This is a genomic window from Bacillus sp. FSL R5-0593, from assembly GCF_038603755.1.
Taxonomy (GTDB): domain Bacteria; phylum Bacillota; class Bacilli; order Bacillales; family Bacillaceae; genus Bacillus; species Bacillus velezensis.
Genome location: NZ_CP152011.1, coordinates 444,227 through 462,682, shown reverse-complemented (window position 1 = coordinate 462,682; position 18,456 = coordinate 444,227). Strand labels below are relative to the sequence as shown.

Annotated in this window: 20 protein-coding genes; 5 read left to right on the top strand and 15 right to left on the bottom strand. The window is 50.4% G+C overall.

Annotated elements, in window-relative coordinates; all coding sequences use genetic code 11:
* Positions 1-2: 2 nt before the first annotated feature.
* The 5 genes from pxpB to NYE36_RS02160 all read right to left on the bottom strand — a co-directional run bounded on the left by pxpB (position 3) and on the right by NYE36_RS02160 (position 4,520).
* On the bottom strand, positions 3-734 hold the full coding sequence (gene pxpB / locus NYE36_RS02180; protein ID WP_012116821.1) for a 5-oxoprolinase subunit PxpB: 732 nt from the start codon (positions 732-734) through the stop codon (positions 3-5).
* Between the two features lie 29 nt (positions 735-763).
* Entirely contained in the window at positions 764-1,558 is a 795-nt protein-coding gene (locus NYE36_RS02175) for a putative hydro-lyase (RefSeq protein WP_265451322.1), read from the bottom strand.
* Positions 1,559-1,562: 4 nt separating this feature from the next.
* Positions 1,563-2,777, bottom strand: a complete 1,215-nt coding sequence (locus tag NYE36_RS02170; RefSeq protein ID WP_015416827.1) for an NRAMP family divalent metal transporter — start codon at positions 2,775-2,777, stop codon at positions 1,563-1,565.
* A gap of 22 nt (positions 2,778-2,799) precedes the next feature.
* A complete protein-coding gene (locus NYE36_RS02165) occupies positions 2,800-3,564 on the bottom strand; it encodes a 5-oxoprolinase subunit PxpA (RefSeq protein WP_007410294.1) in 765 nt (254 codons plus the stop codon).
* Positions 3,565-3,770: 206 nt separating this feature from the next.
* Positions 3,771-4,520, bottom strand: coding sequence for a Cof-type HAD-IIB family hydrolase (locus NYE36_RS02160; protein WP_265451321.1), 750 nt, complete (start codon positions 4,518-4,520; stop codon positions 3,771-3,773).
* Positions 4,521-4,647: 127 nt separating this feature from the next.
* Here NYE36_RS02160 and NYE36_RS02155 point away from each other — a divergent pair, with 127 nt between their 5' ends.
* Positions 4,648-4,812 (top strand): hypothetical protein, encoded by a 165-nt coding sequence (locus NYE36_RS02155; protein WP_003156294.1) that lies wholly within the window; start codon positions 4,648-4,650, stop codon positions 4,810-4,812.
* Positions 4,813-4,850: 38 nt separating this feature from the next.
* On the opposite strand, the gene NYE36_RS02150 is transcribed toward NYE36_RS02155, so the two are convergent.
* The 5 genes from NYE36_RS02150 to NYE36_RS02130 form a co-directional block, all read right to left on the bottom strand.
* Positions 4,851-5,246 (bottom strand): 3-hydroxyacyl-ACP dehydratase FabZ family protein, encoded by a 396-nt coding sequence (locus NYE36_RS02150; RefSeq protein WP_265451320.1) that lies wholly within the window; start codon positions 5,244-5,246, stop codon positions 4,851-4,853.
* A 68-nt stretch (positions 5,247-5,314) separates the two neighbouring features.
* On the bottom strand, positions 5,315-6,436 hold the full coding sequence (locus tag NYE36_RS02145) for a mannitol-1-phosphate 5-dehydrogenase (RefSeq protein ID WP_265451319.1): 1,122 nt from the start codon (positions 6,434-6,436) through the stop codon (positions 5,315-5,317).
* A gap of 1 nt (position 6,437) precedes the next feature.
* Positions 6,438-6,869 (bottom strand): PTS sugar transporter subunit IIA, encoded by a 432-nt coding sequence (locus NYE36_RS02140; RefSeq protein ID WP_265451318.1) that lies wholly within the window; start codon positions 6,867-6,869, stop codon positions 6,438-6,440.
* Positions 6,870-6,894: 25 nt separating this feature from the next.
* On the bottom strand, positions 6,895-8,334 hold the full coding sequence (locus NYE36_RS02135) for a PTS mannitol transporter subunit IICB (protein WP_154019557.1): 1,440 nt from the start codon (positions 8,332-8,334) through the stop codon (positions 6,895-6,897).
* A 174-nt stretch (positions 8,335-8,508) separates the two neighbouring features.
* Entirely contained in the window at positions 8,509-8,850 is a 342-nt protein-coding gene (locus NYE36_RS02130; protein WP_003156306.1) for a hypothetical protein, read from the bottom strand.
* Between the two features lie 176 nt (positions 8,851-9,026).
* On the opposite strand from NYE36_RS02130, the gene NYE36_RS02125 reads away from it, so the two are divergent.
* From NYE36_RS02125 to NYE36_RS02115, 3 genes are read left to right on the top strand one after another with little or no spacing between them, the layout of a single operon-like run.
* On the top strand, positions 9,027-9,599 hold the full coding sequence (locus tag NYE36_RS02125) for a DeoR family transcriptional regulator (protein ID WP_265451317.1): 573 nt from the start codon (positions 9,027-9,029) through the stop codon (positions 9,597-9,599).
* 32 nt (positions 9,600-9,631) lie between these two features.
* Positions 9,632-11,260 carry a copper resistance CopC/CopD family protein gene (locus NYE36_RS02120; protein ID WP_265451316.1) on the top strand — a complete coding sequence of 543 codons (1,629 nt, stop codon included), beginning with the start codon at positions 9,632-9,634 and terminating at the stop codon, positions 11,258-11,260.
* A 12-nt stretch (positions 11,261-11,272) separates the two neighbouring features.
* The gene (locus NYE36_RS02115) at positions 11,273-11,884 is read left to right on the top strand and encodes a DUF1775 domain-containing protein (protein WP_007410287.1); all 612 of its coding nucleotides are present in this window, start codon (positions 11,273-11,275) and stop codon (positions 11,882-11,884) included.
* 45 nt (positions 11,885-11,929) lie between these two features.
* Here NYE36_RS02115 and gdh read toward each other — a convergent pair whose 3' ends face one another.
* The 4 genes from gdh to gabT form a co-directional block, all read right to left on the bottom strand.
* Positions 11,930-12,715: a glucose 1-dehydrogenase gene (gene gdh / locus NYE36_RS02110; protein ID WP_007410286.1), complete on the bottom strand. Its 786-nt coding sequence runs from the start codon at positions 12,713-12,715 to the stop codon at positions 11,930-11,932.
* 20 nt (positions 12,716-12,735) lie between these two features.
* Entirely contained in the window at positions 12,736-13,599 is an 864-nt protein-coding gene (locus tag NYE36_RS02105; RefSeq protein WP_003156317.1) for a RhaT/GlcU family sugar-proton symporter, read from the bottom strand.
* Between the two features lie 154 nt (positions 13,600-13,753).
* On the bottom strand, positions 13,754-15,142 hold the full coding sequence (gene gabD / locus NYE36_RS02100) for a succinate-semialdehyde dehydrogenase (protein ID WP_007410282.1): 1,389 nt from the start codon (positions 15,140-15,142) through the stop codon (positions 13,754-13,756).
* A gap of 105 nt (positions 15,143-15,247) precedes the next feature.
* The gene (gene gabT / locus NYE36_RS02095) at positions 15,248-16,555 is read right to left on the bottom strand and encodes a 4-aminobutyrate--2-oxoglutarate transaminase (RefSeq protein WP_085341733.1); all 1,308 of its coding nucleotides are present in this window, start codon (positions 16,553-16,555) and stop codon (positions 15,248-15,250) included.
* A 107-nt stretch (positions 16,556-16,662) separates the two neighbouring features.
* On the opposite strand from gabT, the gene NYE36_RS02090 reads away from it, so the two are divergent.
* Positions 16,663-18,072, top strand: a complete 1,410-nt coding sequence (locus NYE36_RS02090) for a PLP-dependent aminotransferase family protein (RefSeq protein WP_265451315.1) — start codon at positions 16,663-16,665, stop codon at positions 18,070-18,072.
* A gap of 27 nt (positions 18,073-18,099) precedes the next feature.
* Here NYE36_RS02090 and NYE36_RS02085 read toward each other — a convergent pair whose 3' ends face one another.
* Positions 18,100-18,414: a helix-turn-helix transcriptional regulator gene (locus tag NYE36_RS02085; protein WP_032866940.1), complete on the bottom strand. Its 315-nt coding sequence runs from the start codon at positions 18,412-18,414 to the stop codon at positions 18,100-18,102.
* Between the last annotated feature and the right edge of the window lie 42 nt (positions 18,415-18,456).

Here is an 18,456-nt window from a genome sequence, read left to right as displayed (position 1 = left end):
ACTCATTCGGCTCCCTCCTTGATGCGGCTGTACTCCTCTGCCGTGATCCGGACGAATTTCACCGTATCGCCCGCTCTCAATAGACTCGGCGGATGTTCTTCCGGCCTGAAAAGCCGGAGCGGGGTGCTGCCGATCAGCTGCCAGCCGCCGGGAGTGGATATCGGATACACACCGGTCTGCATTCCCGCGATTCCTACTGAACCGGCCGGGATGGACGGCCTTGGCGACGCCTTTCTCGGCGCTCTGATCCGCTCAGACATTCCTCCTAAAAACGGAAATCCCGGCGCAAATCCGAGCATATAAACGAGATATTCGCCTTCAGTATGAATGCGGATGACGTCTTCCGGGGTCAGATCGTTCATCTCAGCGACCTCTTCTAAATCGGGACCGAAATCACCGCCGTAGCAAACGGGGATTTCCATCACCCGGCGCTCTTCTTTGCGGCCGGTCATTATATGGCTGAGACGTTCTGTCACTTCTTTCTTGACCAGGGCAAAAGGAGAGACGCCTTTTTTTATGTTTGAGACGGCATACACATCATAAAAGATCGTTAAGCTTGTGAATGCCGGAATACATTCAACGAAGCCCGGAAACGGCCGTTCTTCCATACAGGCTGCCGCCGCATGCACCCGGCTGTTGACCTCTTCGCTGATGTGCCCGCCAAAGCGGATGATAACGGCGGAATCACCGTACGGCTGTATATCAAGCGCTGTATTTCCGCTATACTGCATCATTGTCATCACCTCGTTGTATTCTTTCTCACTTACAGGACAGCAAGCGATTCATTTCGTATATCGGTGATCAGCATGTGCCCCGGTGAATGTGTTATTACGATGTCAGGCTTTGCTTCCATGATCACCGCCTGGGGCGTAACGCCGCAAGCCCAGAATACGGGAACTTCGCCTTCCCGCACCGTTACGGCATCTCCGAAATCCGGCTGATGCAAATCGCTGATACCGATGCTTTGCGGATTTCCGATGCGGACGGGGGCGCCGTGCACGGCGGGAAAACGTGACGTGACCTGCGCCGCGCGGACTGCAAGCCTTTCCGGAATCGGTCTCATGCTGACGACCATCTTTCCAGAAAACGGGCCGGCGGGAACACAGTCAATGTCTGTTTTATACATGGGGACATTCACACCCTCATCGATGTGCCTGATTGGAATGTGCTGATTAATAAGGGCTTGCTCGAATGAAAAACTGCAGCCGATTAAAAACCCGACATCATCATCCTTCCAATACGGCGTAATATCCGTTACCTCTTCAGTAAGCACGCCATGCCGATAAATCCTGTATTTCGGAAAGTCCGTCCGGATATCAGCTCCCGGCGCGGCTATTGCCGGAACGGGTGAACCCACATCCGTCACATCAAGCACCGGACAAGGCTTTTGATTGCGCTGGCAGAATAAGAGAAAATCAAAGGCAAGATCCTTTTGCAAAACGACGAGATTGGCTTGTGCGTAAGAAGCGGCCATCCCCGCCGTCGGCCCGGTCATCTGCCCCTTCCTGATCAGCTGTCTGACTTCTTCGGGGCTCATGTCACTCATATGGTTTTTCATATCATCAGCTCCATAGCTGCGGCATCTGCGTGAATAATGTATAGATGCCCATAACCGCCATGACAACCACTACGATCGCCCCTGCAATCGTGAGCCAGATCGGATGCTTGTAATCGCCGACGATTTTTTTCTTATAAGCGCCCAACAGTATCATCGCTAATGCAAGCGGCAGAATTAAGCCGTTAAGCGAACCGACAGCGACCAGAATTTTGGCAGGCTGGCCGATCGTAACAAAAATAAGAGTGGATACGATGATAAAACCGATAATGACGCCATGTGAGTGCTTTTCGATTTTTGTTGAAAATGATTTGAAAAATGACACCGATGTATAGGCGGCGCCGATGACAGACGTGATAGCGGCAGACCACATGATGACGCCGAAAATTTTATAGCCTACATTTCCCGCCGCAAGCCGGAATACAGAAGCCGCCGGATTTTCAGGATCAATGCTCAGGCCCTTTGAGACGACGCCGAGCACGGCGAGAAACAGGGCAATCCGCATAATCGATGTAATCAGAACGCCTGTGATGGAGCTTTTCGTAACCTGAGGGAGGACTTCCTTCCCTTGGATGCCTGAATCAAGCAAACGGTGGCCGCCGGCAAATGTAATGTATCCGCCGACCGTGCCGCCGACAAGCGTCACGATCGCCAGCACACTGATATGATCAGGCATAAAAGTTTTCACAACGGCGTGTCCGACCGGCGGAGCCGTCGTTACGGCAACATACACTGTCAATACGATCATGACGATTCCGGCGATCTGCATAAAACGGTCCATGACTTTTCCGGCTTCCTTTATGACAAAAATCAGCACCGCGACCGCTGCGCTGATTAAAGCGCCGATCTCCGGTTTGATTCCGAATAATACTTGAAGACCGAGACCCGCGCCGCCGATGTTTCCGATATTAAACGCAAGTCCGCCGAGCACGACCAGAAAAGCAATGGCATAACCGGCGCCCGGAAGCACCATATTGGCAATCTCTTGGCCGCGCTTTCCGGAAACCGCGATAATCCGCCATACATTGGTTTGCGCGAAAATGTCCAAAATAATAGAAATTAAAATGATAAAGCCGAAGCTTGCCGCCAATGTATTGGTAAACGTGGCCGTTTGCGTCAGAAAGCCGGGCCCGATTGATGATGTCGCCATCAAAAATGTCGCGCCTAAAAGAAGCGACCATTTGCCGGAAGCCTTTCCGGCTGTTTTTTTCTTTTGCTCCATGCTGTCTTCCTCCCTCTGCTGCTCAGTCTTTTGAAAGCGCGCTGATTTGAATGTCTGCCGCTTTTAATTCTTTTTTGATTGTTTTTGCGAATGTGAGGGCGTGGGCTCCGTCTCCGTGAATGCAGACCGTGTCCGCTTTCAGGCTTACAGCTTGTCCCTTACGTGATGTCACCGTGCTGTCTTTCACCATTTGAATCACTTGACCGACCGCTTTTTTGTCATCCTGAATCAGCGCATCCGGCTCTGAACGCGGCGTCAGCGTGCCGTCTTCCTGATAGGTGCGGTCCGCAAACACTTCGCTTGCCGTCCTCAGTCCGATTCGATCTCCCGCTTTAATCAGTTCGCTTCCGGAAAGCCCGAAAAGAATAAGCCCGGGATCAAAATGACAGACCGCCTGAGCGATGGCTTCTGACAGGCCGGGATTGACGGCGGCCATATTATATAAAGCGCCGTGCGGCTTCACATGCTGCATCTCGACACCTTCTGCTTTTAAAAACCCTGACAGCGCGCCGATTTGGTACAGCGTCAGATCATACGCTTCCTCGGGTGTAATCGCGATCTGCCGCCGCCCGAATCCCTGCAGATCGAACAGCCCGGGATGAGCGCCGATTTTCACGCCTTTTTCCGCCGCAAGCGCAACCGTTTTGCGCATCACGCTGGGATCACCCGCATGAAAGCCGCAGGCGATGTTTGCAGATGTCACATAATCCAAAATCTCTTCATCCAGCCCGATTTTATAAGCACCGAAACTCTCTCCTAAATCACAATTGATGTCAATCTGAAACATAAGATCCCTCCTGTATTGTAAACGTTTTATATGATTATCATTCCGCTATTCGGAATGACTATTCCGAATTGTTGGATTTCTCTTCATTATATTTAATTCTGACAGGTTTGAACATCCTTTTGTCAGAAAACCTACCATGGACCTAGTCATAAATCTGACAAAACAAAAAAAAGAGAGCCTCATACTGAGACTCTCTCTTTTTTCTATTATAACACCCAGTGGCGGATCGCTTTGGCGACCCCGTTTTCCGTGTTGACATCAGTCACCCAGTCAGCTGTTTCTTTCACAATGTCCTGCGCATTCCCCATGGCGACGCCGACACCCGCTTTTTCAATCATGGCAATGTCATTCAGACTGTCACCCATGGCCATCACATTTTCCATCGTGAAGCCGAGTTTTTCCGATACCTTCGCCAGCGCAGCCGCTTTGTTGATACCGAGGGCATTGACTTCGATGTTGATCGGACTGGAGTTTGTGATCTCGAGCTCCTTGTATTCCTTGAGCTCTTTCAGCACCTCATTCCGCACTTCGTCATCCTCGATTTCGAATCCGAACTTGAGCCACTGATGATCCGTAATCGTTTCCGGGAATTCCCCTCTCCACACTCTATCGACGGTAGAGGCCCAGAAATTCGTGTTGTGCTTATTCCTCAGATCCCATAATTTTTGAATATGATCGGTATGAAGAAGCTTGCGCTCAACCAGCTCAAAGTCAGAATCCCAGATTTCGCTGCCGTTTGCCGTGATTAAAAAGGATGACAGCTCGAGAGACTCAGCCAGTTCGCGGCAGGTCATCAGCGTGCGTCCTGTGCTGATGACGACGTGAATTCCTTTCGCCTCCGCTTCCTTGATCGCCCGCCGGTTTTCCTCCGGGATGAGCTGCTCGTCATTGAGCAGGGTTCCGTCCATATCAATCGCGATCAGTTTAATATCTGCGTTTTCTCTTTGTATCGGCATATATGTACCTCACTTTTTATAATGTAGTCGTCTCTATTTTAATACATATGACCCACAGGAACAAAAAACCGCTTCCTGCGTTTGGCGGGGAGAACGTTGAGGAAAAGAAATATTGAGGTGATGGAGGATGAAAGAAAGAAAACAAAAGAACAAACCGAATGAAAATCCTGAACATCATGATTTAACCGATCCGATTCCGCTGGAAGAGCTGAAGGAAAACGCCAATGACGAAAAACACAAACATGACCAAAGGGACAATTCACAAAGTGAAAGAGATTATGATACAAAATAACAGGCTTGTCCGAAAGCCGCCGCTGGAGGCGGCTTTTTTTACGATGGCTGGATATATATGCTGAGCTCAGCTTCCGCCACAGGCTTCCCGGCAACGGACGCTTTCGCCCTGCCGAACACAAAACCGCGCCTGATTCGCGTGACCTCAAAAAAAAGATCCAGACGGTCTCCCGGCAAAGCGGCACCTAACCTTTCCGCTTTCTTCACCGCGGATAAGAGACCGAGGCCGTCACCGCCGGTAATTCCCGCGCAAGCCGCCGTTTGGGCCATTGCTTCAACGACGAGCGAAAATGGCATCTCTCTTTGGGATTCAGTTATAAACCAGTCATTTTCACTGATGTTTTTGTAAGCAGCCGCCCATTTTCCGGCTTCACTGTTCGTCGTGCCGTCAATCAAAAGAAACGGAAAACGATGGGGCAATAGCTTCTGACTCATCACGCAGCCTCCCTTCTCTCTCATTATAACGCAAGAAAAAACCCGCGTCCCCCGACGCGGGTTCATTTTTATTGATTGAGCTTTTTGAGCACGATGCCGTGCAGCGGTTCATGCGGCTGAATACCGCAAATGTCTTGAAGAACGCCGCTCGTGCCTTTTTCCGCGATAAGCTTTTGCAGCTCAACCGCTTCCGGATCATCCTGATAGTCAAAGCGCATGGCGGCGGCGATGCCTTCTGCCAGCGCGTTCGGTTCTTTTATTTTTTTGGCCGGCCCTACTAATCTATCATTCGCTCCGAGTTTTCTGAGCGGTGATCTGGCGACTCTTGTCACATCATCCGTGATGTATTCATTTTCAAAGCGGCCGATGATTTTCTTCATGTACTGCTCGTGTTCGGCTTGCTTAAAGCCGTACGCTTTCACCAAGTACTCGCCCGTTTCTGAAAGTGCATCGTACACGACACGCCGGATTTCCGGATGGCCGATGGCCTCTTTGACGGTTTTTAATCCGCGCTGATAGCCGACGTACGCCGTAACGGCATGACCGGTATTGACGGTAAACAGTTTCCGTTCAATGAACGGCGTAAGGTCATCCGTAAACAACGCACCTTCCAGTACCGGCTGGCCGCCGGCAAATCCGGTTCTGTCTATGACCCATTCAAAAAACGGTTCTACGGATACTTTCAGCGGATCTTCATGGTGCTGAATCGGCACGATCCGATCCACCGCAGAATCCGGGAAGCCGACCGTCCGGTTCACGAGTTCCCGTTCCGCTTCCGTCAAATGTCCGAAAACTTCTTTTTTCAGAAAACTGCTGCCGCCGATCATATTTTCACAGGCAATGATATTGAGAGGTTCAGAGGACGTTCTGCGCTTCAGCCCTTCCGCGATGGACGGGGCGATGAGTCTTAGAACGTTCGGGCCCACCGCCGTCGTAATGATCGCCGCTTCATTGATCAGCCTGTACAGCTCTTGTTCTTGCACCGCGCTGTTGATGGCTGAAACGGGGCCGATGATTTCGGTCTGCCGGCCGCCGTCGGCAAGCTCCACGGTATATTCCTTCTTTTCATTGAGAAGGCTGACCATCGTTTCATTCACATCAGCGAAAACTACGTCATAGCCGGAATGATGGAGCAGGGCGCCGATAAAGCCCCGCCCGATGTTTCCCGCTCCGAAATGAAGGGCAATCATGTCAGTTCACCTCGCTGAAAATAGCGGCCAGTTCTTCTTCCGTCTTTGCACTGATCAGCCGTTCGATGTTTTCTTCCTCAGAGCAGGTGATGGCGATGTTTGACAGGATGTCTAAGTGTTCATTGTTTTTTCCGGCAATACCGAAAACGACCTTTGCCGTATTGCCTTCACCGTATTCAACACCGTCCGGAATCTGGATGACGGAAATGCCTGAATGAAGCACCTCATCCTTCGCATCTTCCGTGCCGTGCGGGATCGCGATGAAATTCCCCATAAACGTCGATGATGTTTCTTCACGTTCGAACATTTTTTCCACATAGCCGTTCTTCACGTAGCCGTTATCAATCAATGTCTGTCCCGCGAGGCGGATGGCATCCTCTTTTGAGTTCACCGTCTGGTTCAGTTTGATGTTCGCTTTAGCCAATACTTCCATGATGAAGATCCCTCTTTCTGTTTGATTAGTTTTTAAGCTTTTCAATCAGTTCATCGTATTTCGGGCTGTTCAAGAAATTATCAACCGAAATGTGCACCGCCTGCGGCAGCTTCGCTTTCGCGCGGTCAGTCAGGTCCTTATGCGTAATGACGATATCCGCGTCATTCGGCAGATTATTGATCGACGTATTTGTCACATTAATATCCAGGTCTGCTTTTTTCACTTTGTTTCTTAAAATGGAGGCGCCCATTGCGCTCGATCCCATACCCGCGTCACACGCGAAGATAATGCGGCTGACTTGGTCGGCGGAAATATCAGCGGCGCTGTTTTCCGATTCTTCCTCTTTGTCCGCCAACGCGGCCGCCGCTTCACTTTTCCTGCCTTTCATTTCCTGCATTTTTTCCGCCGCGGCTGTCAAATCTTCTTCGCCCGCTTTAGACGATTTCAGAATAAGCGCCGAAACGATAAACGATACGGCCGCGGCAACGATGACGCCCGCCAGCACGCCGAGATAGCTTCCTTTCGGCGTCAGCGCTAAAATGGCGATGATGCTTCCCGGAGATGATGCGGCGACAAGACCCGCGTTAAAGATCGAGAATGTAAGCAGTCCGCTCGCTCCCCCGGCGATCGCCGCGAGGATCAGCATCGGTTTCATTAAAATGTAAGGGAAATAGATTTCATGAATCCCCCCGAAGAAATGAATGATCGCCGCTCCCGGAGCCGTCGATCTTGAAGAGCCTTTCCCAAAGAACATATATGCCAGTAAAATACCGAGTCCCGGCCCGGGGTTCGCTTCCACTAAGAACAGAATGGATTTACCCGCTTTGGCGGCCTGCTCGATTCCGATCGGACTTAAAATGCCGTGGTTGATCGCGTTATTCAGGAACAGGACTTTCGCCGGTTCTACGAAAACGCTTGCAATCGGCAGCAAATTCGCGTGGACAATGACTTCCACACCCGCCGCCAGCAATTTGTTAAGAGACAGGACGACCGGGCCGATCGCATAAAACGCGATAATCGTGAGCACAGCTCCGATAATTCCCGCCGTGAAGTTGTTGATCAGCATTTCAAAACCCTGTCTGACTTTATCTTTAAATACACGGTCTAATTGTTTAATGAGATAACCGCCCAAAGGCCCCATAATCATTGCCCCTAAGAACATCGGAATGTCCGCTCCGACAATGACTCCGATGGCCGCCGTCGCTCCGACGACTCCCCCGCGGTGATCGTAAATCATTTTTCCGCCCGTATATGCGATTAAAAGCGGCAGAAGATACGTAATCATCGGGGTTACCAATGTATTCAGCTGCGGATTCGGAAACCATCCCGCTGGAATAAACAGCGCGGTGATAATTCCCCATGCGATAAAAGCGCCGATATTCGGCATGATCATACCGCTTAAATAACTGCCGAACCGCTGTATCTTCACTTTCATGCCAGCTTGCTGTTCTTGCTGCATGTTCATTCCCTCCCTGTTTGCTTGCCTTCAGATGAAAATAAATAAGACACGGGGTTTCTCTCTCCCCTGTGTCTTCATCATAAAACGCTTACAATTCCCATTCAATGAAAAGTAAAGAGGAGTTTGGCACAGAGACTGTGACAACTCCTTAACAAAAAAAGACACCTCATCAAAGGTGTCTTACCGCTTTCTGTATATAATGTGTCCTTTTGTGACGACGAGTTTGGCAATGAGCCGCTCACTGACAATAAACACCGGATACGCACATACGAGCGCGAAAATGGCGGCCGGCACATACCGCGCTGCCGGAAACATCGGCATGACGGCGGTTCTGGCCATCTGCACAAGATAAATCAAAAGCACCGTGATCGCAATGGCCGCAGCCATAATCGGAGCTGATACTTTATATTCACGCAATTTCACATGGCAATGCCCGCACTGAAACTGGCACGGGATCATGGATGATCTGACCATGTCGCCTGTAATCGGCTTGCCGCAGTTCGGGCAGGTCGTTTCTTTCATGTTTATTCCTCCATTCAACTCTTCTATTATAACAGAGTCTGACTACGTCTTTTACATTTGTGATTGTTCAACATTTTTTCACATATTTTATCATCAGGCTCTTGTGTGCATTTGTGAAAACATCTACTCTTAGAGGGAGGTTCATCACTCATTCGCATAAAAAGGAGGATGCAGAATTGCTTCCGATTCACAGACAGCAAACCTTGCTTGAATGGCTGAAAGAAGAGGGCGCGCTGAAAATCTCTGACATAAGCGAGAGATTCGGCGTCTCCGAGATGACCGTGTACAGAGACGTCAATCAGCTGGCGGATGCAAACCGGATTATCCGGACACCCGGCGGCATTACGCTCCCTCCCGCTTCAGAACGAAGCGCCAATCAATGCGGCTATTGCCTGCGGCCGATTCAGCATTCGTATTCTGTTCAGCTTATTACCGTTTCACAAGCCGTTGAGCAGATGTGCTGCATTCATTGCGCGATTTTGCGGTATGAGGATAAAAAGGAAGAAGTGTCCCACGTCATTTGTAAAGATTTTCTTCTCCAGACGACGCTGACGGCCGCTTCCGCATACTATTTAGTCCATGCCGATATTGACCTTCACTGCTGCCGGCCTCAGGCGATTCCCTTCTCAACGCTTGATTACGCAGAACGGTTTCAAAAAGGATTCGGCGGGATCATTTGCACCTTTGACGAGGCGGCGGACATCATCTTACACGACAGGCAGAAGGGATGCACCTGCAGCAAGACATAACAACAACCAACCGGAAGGCGGTGTCATCATCCATGAGACAGAACAAACGCTGGCTCGTCTTTTTGCTGTTCCTTGTTTTGATTCCGAAAACAAGCTTCGCCCACGCCTACATCACAAACTCAAATCCGGGTGAGAACAGCGAATTAAAACAAGCGCCGAAGCAGATTGAAATTGAGTTTAATGAACAGATTGAAGAAGGCTTCCACTCCATTAAGGTCTATAATTCATCCGGTGAACGGGTTGACGCGGGCAAAACGGTGATTCAAAAAAATAATGCCCGCATCATGACCGCGGCATTGAAAAAAAATCTGCCGCATGATATTTACAGAGCGGAATGGAACGCGGTATCGGCCGACGGACATCCGGTATCCGGCGTCATCCCTTTCAGTGTCGGAAAAGCCGGCGGAGAACTTCAGGAGCAGACATCATCGCAAGCGGCGCTTCATCCCGAAGCGGCCATCGGCCGCGGTATTTTGTACACCGCTCTCTCCCTGTTTATCGGCACGGCTTTTTTCCATCTGTTTTGGTACAGAAATAATAAAGATTCATCAAAAGCAAAACGAACTGTAAAGCTGCTCGTGATTTCTTTATGTGTAACGGGGCTCGCGCTTATCTGCCAGCTCCCGATCCAGACGAAAGAAAACGCGGGCGGCGCTTGGAGCGCCGCGTTCCAGCCGGACTATGTAAAAGAAACGCTTCTGAAAACGGCAGGCGGGTACGTCTGGATGATCCAGATCAGCTTATTTATCCTGCTCGCCCTGTCCATGATCCCGCTGTTGAAGAAGAAAGCATTCCGGTCATTTGCGTACTGGACGGCGCCGCTGTTGTTCTTCTTCGCTTCGCTTTTGGCAAAAGCATTCGCCGGGCATGCGGCGGTTATCGACGAAAAAGCGGTCGGCATCGCGATGGACTTTCTCCATTTATCGGCCGCGTCTGTATGGATGGGCGGTATCGCCGCGCTTGTGCTGCTTCTTTCATCAGAGTGGAGAAAACCCGATAAAACCATCGCTTGGGAAACGGTCAGACGGTTTTCTCCTTGGGCGTTCGCCTCTGTCGGTGTGCTGTTATTTTCAGGTGTGCTGAACGGATTTTTCATTATCCGCACGTTTGATTCACTCTTTCACACCGCTTACGGTAAGACGCTCCTTTTGAAAATCGGACTGTTTGTCATCATGCTTGTGCTCGGCGCCGTTCACGTATGGATGACGAAGTTCAGCAGAAAAAGGAGCATCAGCGCAACGATAAAGGCCGAATGGGCACTAGGCATTGCGGTGTTATTTACAACCGCCGTCTTCACAAGCCTGCCCAGCCCGCCGCCGCCTGCGCCATTGCCTTTTAACGGCTCAGAAACGATCGGAAACGGGGAAACCCTGTCCTTGCACATTACGCCGAACCAGCCGGGTAAAAATGAATTTCAAGTCATTGTCACCGATCACAACGGCAGCTTGGTAAAAGACATTCAGCAATTTACGGTCACTGTTTACCAGACGGGCTTCAGCGGCAAACAGCATGAAAGCACCTTTGATTTGAAGAAGACGAAGGAAGGCACATTCGAAGCCGCTAACCTGTCCATCACCGAAAAGGGAAACTGGAAGATCAAAGTCCACGGGCTGACAAACGATTTTAATGAAATCAACCAAATATTCTCAACGACAAACTAAGGAGTGTATCTCATGTTGAAAAAAAAGGCTTTATTATTCATATCCGCCGTGACCCTGTCACTCGTCGGTTTTACGGCGACAGCAAGCGCCCACGTCTCAGTCAAACCCGCGGAATCCGCGGCCGGTTCCTGGGAAACCTACACGATGAAAGTGCCTGTAGAAAAGAATGAGCCGACAACGAAAGTCGTGCTGAAAATGCCCGCCGGCGTTGAATTTCAGCAGTATCAGCCGATTCCGGGCTGGAAAACATCCGTATCCAAACATGATGACAAAGCGGTCTCCGTCACTTGGGAAGCAAAGGACGGCGGCATTCAGCCCGGCCAATTCCAGCAGTTCACGTTCGTTGCGAAAAATCCTGAAAAGAGCGGAGATGCCGCTTGGGACGCTTACCAATATTACAAAGACGGCAGCATTGTAGAATGGACGGGTGATGAGAAAGCCGACACGCCTCACTCGATTACGAAAATCACGAAATCGGCCAGCGTGACGGATGCGCACGGAGCTGAACAGTCAAACGAAGAAAGCAAATCCGGCGTATCAGCGCTTGATATTGCAGCCATCGTTCTGTCAGCTGCGGCGATTATCCTTTCCATCGCGGCGCTTGTAAAGAAAAAACGCGCGTAAGCAAAAAGCGATCCGGCTCTAAAGAGCCTGCGATCGCTTTTTTTCTTATCCGCGGCCTGCCTGGAATGACGGATATTTGGTCATTCCCCCGTCAGCAAACAGCGTAATGCCGGTTACGTAGCTTGATTCCTTTGAAGCAAGCCAGACGGCGACAGCCGCGATTTCTTCCGGCTCACCGATATATCCCATCGGAATCATGCTTTCCACATCTTTTTTCTGAACGGGATCCGCAAATTTTTCCGCGTTGATCGGCGTATTGATGGCTCCCGGCCCGATGTTGTTGACACGGATGCGCTTCGGCGCGTACTCCAGCGCCAGCGTTTCCGTCATCAATTTGATGCCGCCTTTACTCGCCGCGTAGTGAACAAACAGAGGCCATGGAATCATTTCATGTACGCTTGACATGTTAATGACGTTTCCTTGAATATCATTCTCTACGTAATATTTAATGGCTTCGCGGCTTCCTAAGAAAGCGCCGGTCAGATTGGTATTGATGACTTTGTTCCAGTCTTTGAGCGGCATTTCATGCGACTGAACCGGATTTTCCATACCGGCGTTATTGATCATGACATCCAATGTGCCGAATTCCTTCACCGCGGTCTGCACGATGTTTTTGACATCTTCTTCTTTTGTGACGTCGCCTTGAATGATGACCGCTTCGCCTCCCGCTTTTTGAATCTCTTCTTTAACGGTTTGGGCGTCTTTTTCATTACTATAGTAGTTAACCACGACTTTCGCCTGCTCCTGTCCGAAGCGGATCGCCATCGCTTTTCCTAATCCTGATGAAGCTCCCGTAATGGCAACGACTTTTCCTTTTAAATCCGTGTACATGTTCAAACCTCCTGCATTTGTTATGAATTTGATTTCGCAACGCCTAAGAATACCGCGGCCACAATGATCAGGATAATCCCGATGGCAATGGCGACCAGCTGACGCTTCGTTTTGCTCTCACGGAGAATGAAGATTCCGCCGAGCGTGCTGATGACGATCCCCATTTGAGAGAGGGAAAAACTTGTCGCAACTCCGACGCGCGGCTGTGAGATGAACAGAAACATATTCCCGAGCGCCCAGATGATTCCCGGCAGAATGTTCTTGAGGGCGTACTTATTAAACGGTTTATGCTTGTACGTCAGGAGCAGTCCGCCGATGACCATCCCGATCGCCTGCGGCAGGAGCGCTGACCATCCGGATACGCCGAACAGCCGGGCCACAACGACATAGACCAAATAACCGAGCGTGGAGATCAGCAGGATGACAATGCCTTTTTTTAAGTTTCCCGGTTCTCCGTCCGCCCGCCCCTTTTTATCTTCTAAAGATGTGAGCACAATCCCGATGATGATAAAAATAAGGGCGAGAATACCCAGCGTAATCGCGATCGGGGTTGACCATTCTTTGAATACGATCACACCGAACAAAGAAGTCGAGACGAGCTGCATTCCCGTTGATATCGGCATCGTTTTTGAAACGCCCATCAGCTGTATGCTTTTAAGCTGATTGCTTTGGCCGAGTGACCAAAACAGCCCCGAGATGATGCCGACAATAAAAATGCGCCCAGACAGCACCGGGTGGACAAACAGATACAACACAAACGAAACGATGAGCGCCCCGATTGTCGTTCCCAGCGTCTGGCTGTAAGGCCCGCCGCCTAATTTGACGTTAAATAACACGATGCTCCCCCAAAATAAAGCCGGGAGAAGAGCCAATAATATATCCATGATGGCGACCTTCTTTCAATCGTATTTGCTGTTATTTTGTCTGGAATCGAACCGATTATTCCCGCAAGATCAAAAAAGCCTGCCGGCGATATTCACCGGCAGACTGCTCAATAAAAACAGCCCCGCTTAGAAGCGGGGCTTTCTTTTCGGCTCATTAAAGTCCGATAGACATGTATTTGGTTTCCAGGTACGGCTCAATGCCTTCCGTACCGCCTTCACGGCCGATGCCGCTTTCTTTCATTCCTCCGAACGGCGCTTGAACCGCGGACGGACCGCCGTCATTCCAGCCGATGATGCCGTATTCAAGCTGTTCAGAAATATAGATGCCGCGGCGGTAGTTTTCTGTGAAGAAATAAGCCGCAAGCCCGAACGGCGTATCGTTCGCAAGCTTGATCGCTTCATCAATATCTGAGAACGTAACGATCGGCGCAACCGGGCCGAATGTTTCTTCATGCATGATGTTCATGGATGTATCTACATTTGACAGCACGGTCGGTGTCACGAAATAGCAGCCTTTTTCATCGTTTTGGTCATACGTTCCGCCCGTCAGCACTTTTGCGCCTTTTTCCACGGCGTCATTAATTTGGCCGACGATTTTATCGAAGCCTTTTTTGTTGATGACAGGGCCGACGTTTACGCCTTTTTCAAGACCGTTTCCGACTTTGAGTTTCGCAGCTTCTTCACTCAGTTTTTTCGCAAACTCGTCTTTTACGGATTCGTGTACGATCAGCCGGTTCGCACAGACGCAGGTTTGGCCGGCATTTCTGAATTTAGAGGCCATTGTTTGGGCTACCGCCAGATCAAGATCAGCGTCTTCATCCACGATCAGCGGCGCATGTCCGCCAAGCTCCATTGACATATGTTTTACGGTGTCGGCGCTGTTTTTCATCAGGATTTTGCCGACAGGCGTTGAGCCGGTAAAGGTAATTTTGCGGATTTTCGGGCTGCTGGTGAAGACGTTTCCGATTTCGGCTCCGTCACCGATCACCACTTGCAGCACGTCCTTCGGAATTCCCGCTTCATATGCGAGACGCGCAAGGGCGTAAGCGGAAAGCGGCGTATCCTCCGCCGGTTTGATGATGAACGTACAGCCTGCCGCCAAAGCGGGCGCGGCTTTTCTTGTAATCATCGCATTCGGGAAATTCCACGGCGTGATCGCGGCTACCGGGCCGACCGCCTGACGGGTGACGACAATCCGTTTGCCCGTTGTCGGCGCAGGTACTGTTCTGCCGTAAATCCGTTTTGCTTCTTCGGCGAACCATTCAATATAGCCGGCGCCGTATAAAACTTCTCCGACCGCTTCTTCGTACGGTTTGCCGTTTTCTTTCGTAATTAATTCCGCAAGTTCTTCTTTATTTTCAACAATCAGCTCATACCATTTTCTCAAAAGTGAGGCACGTTCTCCCGCTGATGTTTTGGACCATGATTGAAACGCTTGATGTGAACGTTCAATCGCTTTTTCAACATCTTCAGCCGTCTGCTGGGGGATGCTTTCGATCGCCTCTCCCGTTGCCGGGTTGTACACTGTTAATTGTTCTGGCATATTGAACATTCCTTTCTTTCCTATAGTAAAGCCATTGAATGCTAGTTGATGTATCTCACACTTTCATGATAGCAGACACATCCGCCGGCATTCCAATAATTGAACTCACAGAGCTGCTTCGATAATGGAAAGGCCTTCTTTGAGCTGCTCATCCGTCACGACAAGCGGCGTCAGGAATCTGATAATGTTGCCGTTAATGCCGGCCGTCAGCAGCAGCAGTCCGTTCTCGTTCGCCGTTTTGGCGATCGCCGCGGCTTTTGCTTTGTCCGGTTCCCGCGTGTCCGGATCTTTGACAATTTCGATGGCCGCCATCGCGCCGAGTCTGCGCACTTCTCCGATACAGGCATGCTCTTTTTTCCACTCAAGCGCTTGATGCTCGATGATCCGGCCGATCACCTCGGAACGCTGATTCAGCCCTTCTTCTTCAATAATATCCAAGACCGCAAGCGCAGCCGCACAGCCGAGCGGGCTTCCCGCATATGTGCCCCCGAGTTCCCCCGGCGCGGCGGCATCAAGCATTTCCGCCCGGCCGATGACGCCGCTCAGCGGCAATCCGGCCGCAAGTGATTTGGAAACGGTGATCAAATCAGGAACGGCCCCGAAATGTTCAATCGCAAAATACGTTCCCGTTCTGGCAAAACCGGTCTGGATCTCATCCGCCACAAAAACGATGCCGTGTTTTTGACAAAAAGCGGCGACGTGCTGGACGAAACGTTTTGACGGAATGATGAAGCCTCCTTCTCCCTGAACCGGCTCCATGACGACACAGGCGACGGTTTCCGGTGCAACTGCGGCGATAAAGAAATCCTCAAAAGCGCTGATGATAAAGTCGTCATACTGCTCGTCGCTCATGCCGGCCGGCTTTTGATAATAGTAAGGAAACGGCGCCTGATACACCTCTGAGGCAAACGGGCCGAAACCGAATTTATAAGGCTTCACCTTGCTCGTCATGCTCATCGTCATGTTCGTGCGGCCGTGGAACCCTCTTGTAAATGACACGACAGCCTGGCGCTTCGTATATTTTCTGGCGATTTTCACGGCGTTTTCCACCGCTTCCGCCCCCGAATTAAGAAAAATCGCTTTTTTCGCATGATCTCCCGGCGCAAGGGCGCAAAGTTTTTCGGCCAGCTCAATATAAGACGGATACATCATGACGTTAAATCCCGGGTGAATCAGATCCTCCGCCTGTTTCTTCACGGCCTCCACCACTTTCGGATGGGAATGGCCGACATTCAGCGTTCCGATCGCTCCGGCAAAATCAATGAATCGTCTGCCGTCCAAATCGTACAAAAGCGCCCCTTCCCCTTTTACCGCCATGCTGCGGTTTCCATTGCCGACCCCCTTGGAAACGAATTGATCCCGTTTTTGCTGCCACTGGGCAGTTGTCACTTCCGATGATGCTGTTCGACTCATAGATTCCATCCCCCTGCATTGTTTTCTTATCATTCTGACTTCTTTTTGGTATGATGAAAAGTACCAAAATCAATTTATCCATGGTATCAGAAAGGGGCATGGTCTGGATGCTGACGATTTCCATTGATCATTCGGAAACGGCGGATTATATCTATCAGCAGATCTATCAGCACATAAAAGCGGCCGTTTTAAAGCGCAGCCTGATGCCTCATACAAAGGTGCCGTCTAAACGGGAGCTTGCCGAGACACTCAAGGTCAGCGTGAATTCAGTGAATTCAGCTTATCAGCAGCTGCTTTCGGAAGGTTATTTATATGCGGTTGAAAGAAAAGGCTTTTTCGTGGAGGAAATTGAAACGTTTGATCATGAAGAAACGCCTTCGCTCTCATTGCCTGAAGATTTAAAAGAGCGGGAGACGGATAAAAGCGGCTGGATTTCGTTTTCTCATATGAGCGTGGATACGGCGCATTTCCCCCTGAAAAGCTGGTTCCGCTGTGAGCATAAAGCAGCCGCCCGTTCATTTCATACACTCGGAGAACTCGTCCACCCGCAAGGTTTATATGAAGTCCGTGAAACAATTTCGCGGCTTATTTCTCTGACAAGGGGCGTTACATGCCGCCCGGAACAAATCGTGCTCGGAGCGGGCACGCAAATGCTGATGCAGCTGCTGACGGAACTGCTGCCAAAAGACGCGCTCTATGCCATGGAGAACCCGGGATATATGAGGATGTACCGGCTGCTGCAAAACCTCGGGAAAAAGGTTGCGACGATCAGCCTTGATGAAAAAGGCATGTCCATGAACGAAATCGAAAAACGCCGGCCCTCTGTATTGATCACCACGCCTTCCCATCAATTCCCCTCAGGCGTGATCATGCCCGCTTCCCGGCGGATTCAGCTTTTAAACTGGGCCGCCGAACAGAACGGCCGCTTCATCATTGAAGATGATTATGACAGTGAATTTAAATATGACGCCGATACGATACCGGCGCTTCAAAGCCTTGACCGGTTTCAAAATGTCATCTACATGGGGACCTTTTCAAAATCCCTTTTCCCAGGTCTGCGCATCAGCTACATGGTTCTGCCGCCCGGGCTTTTGCGGACGTTCAAAGAGAGAACGTATGACCTGCATACGTGCAGCACGCTTGCCCAGCTCGCGCTGAAAGAATTTATCGAATCAGGTGAATATCAGAAACATATTAAAAAGATGAAGCAGCATTATAAGAACATGCGGGAACGCCTCATTTCGGCTTTGGAAGAAACATTCGGAGAAAGAATCAGTGTAAAGGGCGCCAATGCGGGGCTTCATTTTGTCACTGAGTTTGACTGCGCCCGTTCAGAAAAAGAGATATTGGCACGGGCGGATGCAGAACAGCTCGACCTGTTTGCGATGAGCCGGTTCCGTCTGAAAGCAGGAGGCGATTCAAACAAACCGCAGCTTATCCTGGGGTTCGCCCGCCTGAAGGAGAGCGATATTCAAGAAGGCGTCCACAGGCTTTACCGGGCAGTTTCCGGTGCATAAAAAAACCCCCGGAATTCGGGGACTTATTTACCAGCGGTCCGGCTCTGTCTGCAAAATCGCCTCCAGCAGGCCGGGAAACGCCGCTTGTAAATCATCTTTGCGCAGGGAATAATAACGGTGCTTCCCGTCTATACGTACTTGGGCGACCCCCGCTTCCCGCAGCACTTTGAAGTGATGGGACAGCGTTGATTTAGCGACCCGGACATCAGCGCAGGTTCCGCACGTTTTTTCTGTTGTTTCCGCCAATTGTTTGACCAGCTCTAAGCGGAGCGGATCACTCAGAGCATGAAGAACCTTTGTCAGCTGTAAGCGTTCGGTTTCAGGATGGTTTGGAATGTTCATGAGTCAAATGTAACACAGATCATCGGCGGGTGACAATTTAGG